General features: G+C 57.9%; 10 protein-coding genes. 7 read left to right on the top strand and 3 right to left on the bottom strand.

Going from position 1 to position 13,225, the window contains the following annotated elements:
• Positions 1-32 precede the first annotated feature (32 nt).
• On the bottom strand, positions 33-2,684 hold the full coding sequence (gene mutS, locus Abci_RS08875) for a DNA mismatch repair protein MutS (protein WP_048838870.1): 2,652 nt from the start codon (positions 2,682-2,684) through the stop codon (positions 33-35).
• Between the two features lie 41 nt (positions 2,685-2,725).
• Positions 2,726-4,603, bottom strand: coding sequence for a tetratricopeptide repeat protein (locus Abci_RS08870; RefSeq protein WP_048838800.1), 1,878 nt, complete (start codon positions 4,601-4,603; stop codon positions 2,726-2,728).
• Between the two features lie 138 nt (positions 4,604-4,741).
• Here Abci_RS08870 and Abci_RS08865 point away from each other — a divergent pair, with 138 nt between their 5' ends.
• The 7 genes from Abci_RS08865 (at position 4,742) to Abci_RS08835 (ending at position 13,000) form a co-directional block, all read left to right on the top strand.
• Positions 4,742-6,250: a carboxypeptidase M32 gene (locus Abci_RS08865; protein ID WP_048838869.1), complete on the top strand. Its 1,509-nt coding sequence runs from the start codon at positions 4,742-4,744 to the stop codon at positions 6,248-6,250.
• Positions 6,251-6,380: 130 nt separating this feature from the next.
• A complete protein-coding gene (locus Abci_RS08860; RefSeq protein WP_052944809.1) occupies positions 6,381-7,529 on the top strand; it encodes an L-dopachrome tautomerase-related protein in 1,149 nt (382 codons plus the stop codon).
• A gap of 125 nt (positions 7,530-7,654) precedes the next feature.
• A complete protein-coding gene (gene thrC / locus Abci_RS08855) occupies positions 7,655-9,055 on the top strand; it encodes a threonine synthase (RefSeq protein ID WP_048838799.1) in 1,401 nt (466 codons plus the stop codon).
• 56 nt (positions 9,056-9,111) lie between these two features.
• Positions 9,112-10,380 (top strand): M16 family metallopeptidase, encoded by a 1,269-nt coding sequence (locus Abci_RS08850; protein WP_048838798.1) that lies wholly within the window; start codon positions 9,112-9,114, stop codon positions 10,378-10,380.
• Entirely contained in the window at positions 10,377-11,717 is a 1,341-nt protein-coding gene (locus Abci_RS08845) for a TldD/PmbA family protein (RefSeq protein WP_048838797.1), read from the top strand. The genes Abci_RS08850 and Abci_RS08845 overlap by 4 nt, the downstream gene beginning before the upstream one ends.
• A gap of 22 nt (positions 11,718-11,739) precedes the next feature.
• Complete coding sequence (locus Abci_RS08840; protein WP_048838867.1) at positions 11,740-12,711, top strand: Tim44 domain-containing protein; 972 nt, start codon at positions 11,740-11,742, stop codon at positions 12,709-12,711.
• Positions 12,712-12,799: 88 nt separating this feature from the next.
• On the top strand, positions 12,800-13,000 hold the full coding sequence (locus Abci_RS08835; RefSeq protein ID WP_048838796.1) for a hypothetical protein: 201 nt from the start codon (positions 12,800-12,802) through the stop codon (positions 12,998-13,000).
• Between the two features lie 91 nt (positions 13,001-13,091).
• On the opposite strand, the gene Abci_RS14300 is transcribed toward Abci_RS08835, so the two are convergent.
• Entirely contained in the window at positions 13,092-13,223 is a 132-nt protein-coding gene (locus tag Abci_RS14300; RefSeq protein WP_261766327.1) for a hypothetical protein, read from the bottom strand.
• Positions 13,224-13,225: the final 2 nt, after the last annotated feature.

The following is a 13,225-nucleotide window of genomic DNA, read 5'->3' as shown; positions in this document are numbered from 1 at the left end:
GTCTTGAGATAAGTGAGGTTAGTCTAGCACGCCTAAGCGCTCTTGGTATCGTGCATGGCTTCCTTGTGAAGCTCATAGAGCATATCCAGTGCTGCACGAGGTGTCAGGGCGTCCACGTCCAGATCCACCAGACGCTTTCTTAACGTAGTTTCGTCCTCTTGCGGTATAGTCTTCTGCGTGTCGAACAGTGGCAGAGGTTTGGGGCCTGTTGCGTGGTCTTTTTCCAGCTCCCGCAGCAAACGCCCTGCCCGCTCTACAACTGACGTAGGGACGCCTGCCAGCCGTGCAACATGCACACCCCAGCTTTTTTTAGCTGAACCGGCCAAAACTTCGTGCAGGAACACAATTTGCCCACGCCACTCCCGCACCGCCATTGTGTGGGGGGACAGCCTGGGCAGGGTATCAACCAAACCTGAGAGTTCGTGGAAGTGCGTTGCAAAAATTGCACGGCATCTTACCGTTGAATGCAAGGCTTCCAAAACAGACCACGCAATGGCCAAGCCATCCAATGTAGCTGTTCCGCGCCCGATTTCATCCACCACAACCAGAGAGCGTGGACCGGCCTGATTGAGAATCGCTGCGGTCTCGGTCATTTCCACCATGAAAGTGGAGCGACCCCGCGCCAGATCGTCCGACGCGCCAACGCGGGAGAAAAGCTGATCCACCACTCCAATATGCGCCTTGTCCGCCGCCACAGGAAAACCACCCTGTGCCAGAATAATGGCGAGAGCGGTCTGCCGCAGGAAGGTGGATTTCCCCGCCATGTTAGGCCCGGTCAGCAACATGACGCGCCGTTTTGGCGAAAGGTCACAGCCGTTGGGGGTAAAGCGTGTGCCTTTTGGCAGAGCGGCTTCAACAACCGGGTGGCGGCAACCGTGCAGGTCAAATGCGCCATCATCCGTCACCACAGGTCTGCACCAGCTACCACCCGCAGCAAGGGCCGCGCAGGACTGCAAGACATCCAATACAGCCAGTGCCTTGGCCAGAACGGGCACATCCTGCTCCGCCAGCACGGCCTCAGCCAAGGCCGTAAACAAGCCTTTTTCCCGCGCAGCCGCACGTTCACCGGCTTCCGCAATCTTGGCATCCAGACCAGAGAGTTCTTCCGTGGAGAAACGGGCATTACTGGCCGTACCCTGACGGAACATCAGCCCGTCCTGATCTTTCATGCGGCTACTGGCAGAAACTGGAACCTCAATCACATAGCCAAGCTGGGCGTGGTGCTTGATCTTCAGACTGGCCACACCGAATCGGGCGGCATAATCTGTCTGCAACCCGGCTACAATGCGGCGGGAGTTATCCCGCAGCCCCCTGTAGCCATCCAGTTCACCATCATAACCGGCGGCAATAACGCCACCATCTTCCAGTCGGGCAGGCAAGTTTTCGGCCAGTGCGCGCGTCAGTTCTGCCTGAAGGTCTGTTGCCACACCAAGACGGCTTACAGCCTTGTCCAGATAAGGTGGAAGGTCCGCCTTGCTACCGCCTAAGGCAGATGCAGCCTCTCTTGCAGCGGCCAGACCGTCCCGTATGCTGGCAAGGTCTCGTGGTTGGCCCCGTCCCAATGAAAGACGCCCGAGGGCACGGGCAATATCGGGCGCTTTCTTCAGCGCATCGCGCAGGCTGTCACGGCAGGTTCCGGCATCACGCAGCCACACCCACCCCTCCTGTCGTGCTGCAATACGCCCTGTATCGGTCAGAGGTGCTGCCAGCCATTCTGCCAGAAGGCGCGCACCGGCAGCGGTCACAGCCCGATTAACAGCAGAAAAAAGCGTATGCTCCATCCCGCCATCACGCGCCCGCAAAATATCCAGACTAGCCCGCGTAGCTGGGTCTATGCCCAGAATACCACCATCGGTTTGGGGGCTGGGATGTGCCAGGCGAGGCAGCTTCCCGGCCTGGCTGCGTTGCACATATTCAACCGCCAGAGCCGCAGCTACCGCTTCCTCGTCTGAAAATGTGCCAAACGCATCTACACTGGCAACGCTGAAAGCGGAGGCCAACCGTTGGCGGGCGGCCTCTACACCGGGCACCAGCACATCTGGCGCACGGCAGCTTTCAAAATCCCCTAATGGAAAACCCGGCGGCACAAGAATTTCGGCGGGATCGAGACGCCCAAGCAGTCCAGCCAGATTTTTTTGCGTGATGTGCGCTGTCTCAAACAGGCCGGTGGACACATCAATCCACGCTGCACCAAGAGGAGCCTCCGGCTGTGCGGCTTCAGCATTTTTGCTCTTACGGCCCCGTCCAGTGGAAGCCGTAGACTCTACCAAGGCCAGCAACAGGTTGGAGCGCCCCGGCTCCAGCAATTCGTCCTCTGTCAGGGTGCCGGGAGTAATAACCCGCACCACAGCGCGCGCCAGAGGGCCTTTACTGGCCCCTTTTCCCTTACGTGGTGCCTCTGTCTGTTCTGCCACGGCAACACGGAACCCACGCCGGATTAACCGTGCCAGATAGGCTGAGGCCGCAGCTACCGGCACACCACACATGGGTATGGGCTCCCCGGCATGGTTGCCACGCGCTGTCAGGGCGATGTCCAGCGCCGCTGCTGCGGCTGTGGCATCGTCAAAAAACAGTTCGTAGAAATCGCCCATGCGGAAAAACAGCAAGGCTTCTGGATTTTCTGCTTTCAGCGCAAACCATTGCGCCATGGCAGGGGTGGCACCCTCGGGAGAATAACGCGTCATACCGCTTATCATAAGGGCCTGCGTGGCGGGGGCAACCGCCTTCAGGCAGGCTTTTGCACCAAAGCCTGTAAAGCGGCCGCAACCCGTGCCACCGGCTCATGCCATGGGGCCATGCCCTCGCCTGCCTGCGGCTGGGTTACCACTCTGACACTCGGGTACCAGAGGCTGCGTTCTTCCCCTGTCGTCTGATGCATTATAGCCCCCTGGGCCCACCGCCAGTCTCCGCCAAAACGATTGAGCAGCCATGTCGGTTTTCCCAACAGGCCAGCAAGATGCGCCATGCCGGTATCAACCGTCACCACGGCATCCAAACCCTGTATGATGCTGGCAGTCTGCACCAGATCCCCCTCCGGTAGCGGAGCCAAAGCAAAGGGCAGCAGGTTTTCCGGGTTTTGTTGCAATGAGTAAAAAGACACCCCTTCCACCCGTGCCAGAGGCTCAAGACACACTGGGTTCAAAGAGCGCCTGCGGTCAAAACGATAGGTAGGATTACCAGCCCAGCACAGCCCCACCCGTATCTGCTCTGTTACAGCCGGAGCAAGACAGGGCAGATCAACTTGCGGTTGCCATGCAAACGGTTCAGCCATGCCCAAAACATAAGGCAGACTTAACAGGGAGCAGGCCGCCGTGGCACCGTACTCTGCCGCATGTGCCCCCTCGGGCAATACGGTCACCGCATCTCCCCAATCAAGGCGCATCATTAAACCTCGCACGGCGGAGGGCACGACCAGCAGCACTGGAGCACGTGACGCGGCATAAGTGATGTATCTTGAAAACTGGAGTGTATCCCCCAACCCCTGTTCAGCATACAGCAAGACAGGGGTGGTTTGTGCCTGCCCCTTCCAGTCTGGTAGCCCTTGCGTGTGACCCTGGGGCAAGAGGTCTTTGCGCGCCTCAAAATAGCGCCAGCCGTCCTCAAACCGTCCCTCACCCAGCAAAAGTGGTCCCAGATTAAAGCGTGCGCGTGCCCTATCCTGCTCTGACGCACTGGGAAGAGCCATTGCACGGCGGAACAACGCTTCTGCTTCTGCCGTCCGGCCACTCTCGGCTAACGCTGTGCCGTAATTTGTAGCCAGCCGAGCATCGTCCGGACACCGGGTGCAGGCAGCCTGCAAATGCTCCACCGCCTCTGGCAGAGCACCGAGCGCCATGTGCACCAGCCCCAGATTGCTGTGTGTTTCTGTTGCGTCTGGCTGTTTGTGCACAGATTGGGTGAGAACCTGCTGTGCTTCCTCAAAGGCTCCTTGAGCAAACAGAGCCGCCCCATAGTTTGCAAGAGCCGCGGCATTCTTCGGCAGAGCAGCGGCAACCTGCGCAAAATGTGGCGCTGCATCACGCATTCTCCCGGCTCTCTCCAGCAAGAGCGCGTGCTGATTGTGCACAAAAATATTATTCGGCTCCAATGCCACAGCCTTTTGGGACGCACGAATGCCCTCCGCCACCCGGCCATGCCGCGCCAGAAAGGCGGCAAGCGCCAAATGCCGGTCTGTTTCCAATGGGCGCAGACGTAGTGCGTTTTTAAGTGCCTGCGCTGCATCCTCCACCCGCCCCTGTGCCTCCAGCACATCTGCCATAGCCTGATGGGCGCGCGGGTCACGGGGGGTTTGCATGACGGCAACATTCACAGCAGCTCGCGCCGGTTCCGTATGACCGAGCATAAGGAGCGCCAACCCCATGGTAATATGAAAATGGGCCTGTGGGCTGAGTGTAATGGCCTTGGCGGCAAGCTTTAAGGCGGAGTCCGCGCTGCCGTTGGCGCGGGCAACACAGGCCAGACCGTGCCATGCCTCGGCATTCTCAGGTGCGGCTCGTACAAGGGCCGTCAAGCGCTCGGCTGCCAGTTCCGCATTGCCGTGCGCCAGCAACTCCAGCGCCGCGTTAACCGATGCATGCTCGGAGTCTGTTGGAACCTGCTGCATCGTCACGTCCTAAGTTTCATGGTCGGGAAGGTCCGTATGCCAAATGGCCCAGCCCTCTACGATATTTATCCCTCTTTAGGGCTTTTTATGCCAGCGCTGCACATTCCGTTGGCTGGTGTCCTGCATTATGATGGCGGCATGAGCAAAGCCTATCAGACGCTAGAGCGCCATTTCGCCCGCCTTTCCTCCTTGAATGATGCCTTAGGCATTTTGTCCTGGGACAAGGAAGTTATCATGCCGCACGGCGCTGCTGACCGGCGGGCCGATACCTTGGCGACCCTTGCCGGGCTGCGCCATGATATTCTGACCGCCCCTGCAATGACGGACCTTCTGGCCGATGCAGAAGCAGGCACCACCCTGACAGCATGGCAAAAGGCCAATCTGGCAGAAATGCGCCGTAGCCATGCTCATGCCACGGCCCTTCCGGGTGATCTGGTTGAAGCGCTGACACAGGCCATAACCCGCAGTGAGATGGCATGGCGCGAAGCCCGGGCACAGAGCGACTATGCAGGCTTTCTGCCGCACCTGACTGAGGTGCTGAACCTGACGCGCCAGACCGCAACCGCCAAAGGGCAGGCCATGGGCCTCTCTCCGTATGATGCGCTGCTGGATTCGTTCGACCCCGGCACCCGCCAAAGCCATATCGACCCTATTTTCACCAAGCTGGAAGCAGACCTACCCGGCCTGATCAGTGCTGTGCTGGAAAAACAGGCCAGTTTGCCACCCGCGCTGCCCCTGACCGGTCCTTTCCCCGTCCCGCAGCAGGAAGCTCTGGGGCGAAGACTCATGCAACAGCTTGGCTTTGACATGAGCCGAGGCAGACTGGACGTCAGCACGCATCCCTTCTGCGGTGGGGCCACTTATGATGTGCGCCTGACAACCCGTTATGTGGAAGACGATTTTATTCCCGCCATGATGGGTGTGCTGCATGAAACCGGCCATGCCTTATATGAGCAGGGGTTGCCAGCAGAATGGGTCTCACAGCCCGTAGGCAAAGCTGGCGGCATGACGCTGCATGAAAGCCAGTCCCTTATGGTGGAAATGCAGGTTTGTCGCTCCCGTGCATTTGTGGACTGGGTGACTCCGCATGTGCGCGAGGCTTTTGGAGCATCTCAAACCCCCGCGTGGCAGGCCGAAAACCTGCATCGTCACCTTATTCATGTCCAGCCCGGCTTTATCCGGGTAGACGCTGATGAGGTCACTTACCCGGCGCATATTCTGGTGCGCTATAAGCTGGAAAAAGCAATGGTAAGCGGCGACCTGTCTTTGGCAGACCTGCCCGGTGCCTTTAACGACGGCATAAAGGCGCTGCTGGGGCTGGACGTACCGGATGACCGGCGCGGCTGCTTGCAGGATATCCATTGGCCGGAGGGCCTGTTTGGCTACTTCCCCTGTTATGCGCTGGGGGCTATGGCGGCTGCGCAACTGCGTACGGCCGCCTACGAACAGTCTCCCGACATTGCACCCGCTGTTGCGCAGGGCGATTTTTCACCCCTAATGCACTGGCTGCGCACCAACGTGCATAGCCGCGCCAGCAGTGCCTCAATGCCAGAAATTTTACAGACTGCCACCGGCTTCCCCCTTAAAGCAGACGCCTACCTTGCCCATATTCGCAACCGTTATCTGAGCCGCTCTGCGGGCGCTTAAGCCGGGCGGCTGGGTTTCAACCCGCCCGCCACACCCGTGCGCCATGCGCAGAATGCGGTTGCCTCCACTTCCAAAGCGGCGGAAACTACACTTCATGTTTCCGCCGCTCCGCCATAAGGCCCTCTGCCCTATGCTTTTCCGTTCTTCTGTATTTCCTCACCAGTCTGCTCTGCGGGTTGCCCTTGCAACTGCGGGCATTTGCCTGCTGGCGGGTACCCAGCCAGCCTTTGCATTGCACATGCCAAAGGTGCCGGAACTGTCTGCATCTGCCCTGACACCGGCCATAAAATCAGACAAACAGGTATGGGATGCCATCGTACCGCTACCGGATGGCCGATTTATTTTTGAAGCGCCTATCTGGGTTGGCAATACACCTCCCCAACTGTCCGTGCGGGCACAGGACGGCACGTTCAGCCCTTATCCGTCAGAAAGCTGGAACGCGTTGGATGGTGACGCAAGCCAGCGCATTGTTTCCGCTGCCGGTATGTTCCTGCGGGAAGATGGCACATTGTGGGTACTGGATAGCGGCGTGCCGGATCATAAAGCCACCGCAGTCGCTCCTGCCAAACTCATACAGATTGATACTAAGCAGAACAAAGTTGTGCGCACAGTTGTTGTAGACAGTACGGCTTTACACAAAGAGAGCATCCTGTCCGGGGTGGCCGTGCATGATGATACGGCCTATGTGGCAGATTCCGGTGTGGCGGGCATTCTGGTTATTGACCTGAAAAACGGCACCACACGCCGCTTCCTTGATCGGCACCCGTCGCTCATGGCAACGCGCCCCATTGTTACGCCAACCGGGCCGGTTAAAACGGCTGAAGGGCACTTGCTGGCCATTGATGCCAGCATGATTGCTGTGAGCCCCGATGGTAAATGGATTGTGGTGCAACCGCCCGGTGGTTATCTATCACGCGTTGAGACCAGTATTTTCACGGACCCTGACGTTACGGCGGCAGCGTTTGAAGAAAGTGTAACCCAGTGGTTTAAAACGCCTTCTCTGGGCGGCATGACGATTGCGCCGGACGGCACGCTATACTGGTCTGATATTACAACGGGCAGTATCCTCAGTTACACGGTCGGGCGTGTCCCCCGCCGCCTGATTACCGACCCGCGCCTGCAATGGCCTGCCACGCCGGGGCTGGATAATGCGGGGCATCTGTATGTGCCAGCAGCGCAGCTTGACCATACGGCAGCGTTTACGCACGCAGCGCCTACAGTGTCCTGGCCGGTTACAGTGTATAAACTGACACTGCCTCCGGCACCGCTCGCCCCCTGAGGTGCGGCAACTTTCCCTCTCTCATAGTAGTTTTCACGGGCGGCGTGGACTGGTCTTGGCCATCTGACCATAAACGGTGCACAAGCCCACTTCGCGCCACTCTCTATTCAGGGTATAACCCGCACATGCGCTATATCTCGACCCGGGGGAAGGCTCCCGCTCTCTCGTTTTCCGATGTCCTGCTGACTGGTCTGGCCGAAGATGGCGGCCTGTATCTGCCGGAAACATGGCCCTCTTTTTCCAAAGATGAGTGGAAAGCCCTGCGCGGCCTCCCTTACCCGGAACTTGCCGCCCGCGTGCTGGCCCCTTTTGTAGGCAGTGATATTGAGGGCGCGACCCTGCGCCGCCTGTGCGCACAGGCCTATACAGGCTTTGATCACCCGGCCATTGTCCCGCTGACGCAGGTTGAAGATGGCCTGTTTGTGCAGGAACTGTTCCACGGCCCCACACTGGCCTTCAAAGACATGGCCATGCAGGTGCTGGGCCAGTTGTTTGAGCATGTTCTGGCAGAGCGGAACAGCCACGTTACCATTGTTGGCGCAACATCTGGAGATACCGGGTCCGCCGCTATTGAAGCCTGCCGTGGCCGTGACCGCCTGTCGGTTGTTATTCTGCACCCCAAAGGCCGTACTTCAGAAGTGCAACGCCGGCAGATGACCACAGTGCTGGAACCCAACGTGACCAACCTGGCGGTTGAAGGCACGTTTGATGACTGTCAGGATCTGGTTAAAGCCTGCTTTGCTGACATGCCGTTCCGTACGGATATGCATCTGTCCGCCGTCAACTCCATCAACTGGGCGCGTATTGCCGCCCAAATCCCTTACTATGTGTATGCTGCCCTGAACTTTGGCGCGCCGGACCGTGAGGTTTCCTTTGCCGTTCCAACCGGCAACTTCGGGAATATTCTGGCCGCATGGGCCGCCCGCAAGATGGGGCTGCCTATCCGCCGCCTGTGCGTTGGCTCCAACCGCAATGACATTCTGACCCGCTTCCTGAATGCCAATGACATGACCATGAAAGAGGTTATCCCCAGCCTCTCTCCGTCCATGGACATTCAGGTCTCCTCAAACTTTGAGCGGCTGCTGTTTGAGTTGCTCGACCGCGATGCAGAAGCCTGTGCCCGCATCATGACCGGCTTCCGTAGTACCGGTCACATGGATGTGCCCGCACAGACGTGGGAAAAAGCACGCACGGTCTTTTCCGGGCTGGCCCTTGACGATGGCGAGACGGAAGCCGAAATCAAGGCACTGCACCAGAACTCCAATTATCTGGCAGACCCGCACAGCGCTATCGGCATTGCCGCAGGACGAAAATTCCGTGAGGCAGGCGTGCCCATGATTGCCATGGCAACAGCACACCCGGCCAAGTTCCCGGATGCCATGGTGGCGGCAACAGGCATTCATCCTGCGCTGCCCGTGCATCTGGAAGACCTGTTCTCTCGTGAGGAACGATATCGCACGGTACCTGCCACGCCAGACGCCATAAAAGATGCGGTACGCGCCGCAGTCTTATCGAACACTCACTAAGCTTTATTTTTTCTTTTTTCAGGCCGCCCTGTGCGGCCTTTTCTTTCAGGACAAGAATGACGACCGACCCCATCAATCTGACCCGCCTTCCCTCCGGCCTGACCGTTGTAACCGAGCGTATGGAGCGTGTTGAAACCGTCTCCTTCGGGGCCTATGTGGCCACAGGCACACGAGACGAGACTGCTGAAGAAAACGGTGTGTCCCATTTTCTGGAACATATGGCCTTCAAAGGCACAGAAAGCCGTTCAGCGCTTCAGATTGCTGAGGAAATCGAAAATGTAGGCGGCCATATCAACGCCTACACCGCGCGTGAACAGACTGCTTTTTACGTCAAGCTGCTCAAGGAAAATCTGGACCTGGGTGTTGATATCATTGGCGATATTCTCACGCACTCCACCTTTGACCCGGCCGAAATAGAGCGTGAGCGCGGCGTTATTCTTCAGGAAATCGGGCAGGCCAATGATACGCCTGACGATGTGGTGTTTGACCATTTCCAGGCGGCTGCTTTCCCGAACCAGCCTATGGGCCGCCCCACACTGGGCACGGAAGCGCTGATTGAAACCATGAGCCGCGATACGCTCATGCGTTACATGCGCACCCATTACACCACCAGCAACATGGTTGTGGCCGCTGCGGGCAACCTGCATCACGATGATGTGGTGCAGCGCGTGCAGCAACATTTTGCTGACCTGCCCACCACACCGCAAATCCCCACACCACCTGCCCTCTATGCAGGAAGTGAATTCCGTCAGGAGAAAGACCTGGATCAGGCCCATGTGGTTATGGGCTTCCCGTCCGTAGGGTTTAACGACCCAGACTATTATGCTGCTCTGCTGCTTTCCATGCTGCTGGGTGGGGGCATGTCTTCCCGGCTGTTTCAGGAAATCCGGGAAAAGCGCGGGCTGGTCTATTCCGTCTATTCCTTTAACGCACCTTTCCTAGATGGCGGGCTGTTTGGCATTTATGCAGGCACAGGCGAAAAACAATGTGCTGAACTGGTGCCTGTAACACTGGAAGAACTGCGCAAGGTTCAGTTGTCCGTAGGGCAGGAAGAATTGAACCGTGCCCATGCACAGCTCAAGGCCTCGCTTTTGATGTCACTGGAGAGCACGGGAAGCCGGTGTGAACAGATTGCCCGCCAGCTTCAGCTTTTTGGCCGCATTGTGCCGGTTGCTGAAACAGTTGCGCGTGTAGAAGCTGTTACGCAGGCTGATATCTGCCGTGTTGCAGCGCGCATTTTCCGGCAGCAGCCAACACTGGCAGCCCTTGGCCCCATCAGCCATGTGCCATCCCTGAGCGATATTACGGAGAAACTTGTCGCATGAGTGAAAACACGCTCGATAAAATCTCTGACCTTCTGCGCCGCGCCCGCTCTGCTGGCGCAGATGCAGCCGATGCTGTTTTTGTATCCAGCACAGCTATTGGTGCGGGTGTGCGGAACGGCGTGACGGAAGAGCTTGAACGATCTGAGACCACAGACCTCGGCCTGCGTGTATTTTCCGGCAAGAAATCCGCTATCGTGTCCACCACCACTCTGGACACGGCACGGTTTGACGGACTTGTTGAACAAGCGCTTGCCATGGCGCAGGTTCTGCCAGATGACCAGTTTGCCGGGCTGGCTGAGCATAGCCTGACCGGCACCCACACCACCAACACGCTTGATCTGGCAGACACGGCTGAACCAGATGCCAACGCTCTACTGGCGCGTGCAACCGAGGGCGAGCATGCTGCTCTGGCCATCAAGGGTGTGACCAACAGCGCGGGCAGCAGTGCCTCCTTTGGGCGAACGGAAGTTATTCTTGCAACATCGCAGGGATTTCTGGGGTCGTATGCGCGCACCAGCCACTCAACCTCTGTCTGCGTGCTGGCAGGTCAAGGTGAGACCATGCAGCGCGACTACGATTATAGCAGCGCTGTCTATCTCTCTGACCTGACGAACCCAACCACTCTGGGCATACAGGCAGGCGAAAATGCAGTCGCCCGCTTAAACCCTACCCGCCCGCGTACAGGCCGGTATCCGGTGGTGTTTCATCCCCGTATTGCCAACAGCTTTCTGCGGCATTTTGTGGGAGCCATTAATGGCTCGGCCATTGCACGGGGTACGTCTTTCCTGAAAGACAAAATGGGCCAGAAGATTTTTGCTGATGGCATTACGGTAACGGATGACCCCACCCGTCCCCGCGGCCTGCGCTCCCGTCCGTTTGATGGTGAGGGTACGCAGGCAGCACCCCTTACTCTGGTGGAAAACGGTACGCTGAAAAGCTGGGTGCTGGATACCCGTAGCGCCCGCCAGCTTGGGCTAACCAGCAACGGCCGTGCGGCCCGTGGCGCATCCAGCCCTCCCGGCCCATCTGCCACCAATCTGGCTTTTGCCGCAGGCCATCTCAGCCCGTCCGACTTGATGGCGGACATAAAGGAAGGCCTGTTCATTACAGAAATGATGGGCTCCTCCATTAATGGCCTGACAGGAGATTACAGCCGGGGTGCTTCTGGCTTCATGATCCGTGATGGCCAGATTGCCGAAGCCGTAGCCGAGTTCACGCTGGCCGGGAACTTGCTTGATATTTTCGCGTCTTTGGTAGTAGCCAACGATTTAGTGTTCCGTTTTGGCACTGACGCCCCCACATTAAGGTCAGATGCCCTAAGTGTTGCTGGGGCCTAACTTTGTGGAGACACCCGCTACCGTGAAAAAGCGCTACCTTTCTTCTGCTCTCACAGCCTTGCTGACCGTGAGCCTGCTGGGGGCACCTTTGGCCTATCAGGCTGATGCCCGCCCCGGCCAAGGCAGCTCCATGGGCAGCCGTGGCAGCCGGACATGGAGCGCGCCGCCCGCCACCCGCACTACCCCTTACAGTGCATCCCCCATGGATCGCTCCATCACACCGCGTACAGACCCCATGCCTAATAGCGGGTTTGGGGCACAGGCCCCTTATCGGCAGGGCATGGGTATGCAGGGCATGCGGCCACGGCACCCATTCCTGACCGGGCTGGCTGGCGGGCTGTTGGGGGCCGGACTATTTGGCCTCCTCAGCGGGCATGGCTTCTTTGGTGGTATTGGCAGCTTTTTCAGCCTGATCGGCCTGTTGCTTCAGATTATGCTGGTTGTATGGGTTGTCATGTGGCTGGTCCGTCGTTTTTCCAAAAACCGGACTACTGGCGGCGCAGGCGCCAACGGGTTCAACCTGTCACAGGGCTCTACAGGGTCTTTTGCCCCATCGGGCGCGACGGCGCCTCAATCCAGCGCACTGCCTATCGTAGCCAGTGACTATCAGGCTTTTCAGCAAACTCTGCTTGATATTCAGAATGCGTGGAACCAGCAGAACATTACGGCAATGCAGCAAATGGCAACGCCGGAAATGGTCTCCTACTTCAACCAGCAGCTTTCTGCTCTGGCGGCGCAAGGGGCACGCAATGTTGTATCCAACGTGCACTTCATTCAGGGAGATCTGGCTGAGGCATGGCGCGAAAACGGTATGGATTACGCCACTGTGGCTATGCGCTACAGCCTGATTGACCTGACTACAAACGCAACTGGCCAGGTTATTGAAGGCAGTTCCACTGAGCCGGTGACAGTTACCGAACTGTGGACCTTCACGCGCCCATCCCGTGGTGGTCGCTGGCTGTTGTCCGCCATTCAGCAGGCTTCCGGCTCTTAAGCCTTTCACAGCCAGCATCTCTTGCTTTTTGGAAACTCCCGGCCTTTAGTGGTCGGGAGTTTTTTTATGATCCAAACAGGCTGTTTCCATGCTTTACCTTGAAATTGCAGCGCTCGTTCTCGCCAGTTCAGCCTCAGCCTTTGGCGTGTTTATGCATTATTGGGGTAAGCGGCAGATGGCGGACCTGAAAGCAGAAGTTATCAAACTTCAAGAGCATGGTGTGCCGATTGATCTGGATAATGTATTGGCGGCATCTGGTAAAAAATCTGGCCCTGCATCACGGGCATAATTTGTAACAGCCGCCTCTTTCCCTATTAAAAAAAGCCCTGAACTTCGTAAGAAGCAGGGCTTTTGTAGTGCTCTGTTGTCAGGATGCCGGATTATAGATGGCCTAACGTAAGCCCATACATGATACCGGCCAACAGCAGCATGAAGGCAAGCATAGCCGTCAGACGGCCTTTCTGCCGTTTCTGTTTTTCCGCATTTTCCTGCTGTGTGAGAAGAGTGCTCATTG

Origin of the sequence: Acetobacter cibinongensis (assembly GCF_000963925.1) — a bacterium.
In the GTDB taxonomy this organism is placed as follows: domain Bacteria; phylum Pseudomonadota; class Alphaproteobacteria; order Acetobacterales; family Acetobacteraceae; genus Acetobacter; species Acetobacter cibinongensis.
Note: the sequence above shows the minus strand (reverse complement) of the source record. Positions and strands in the feature narration are given on the sequence as shown.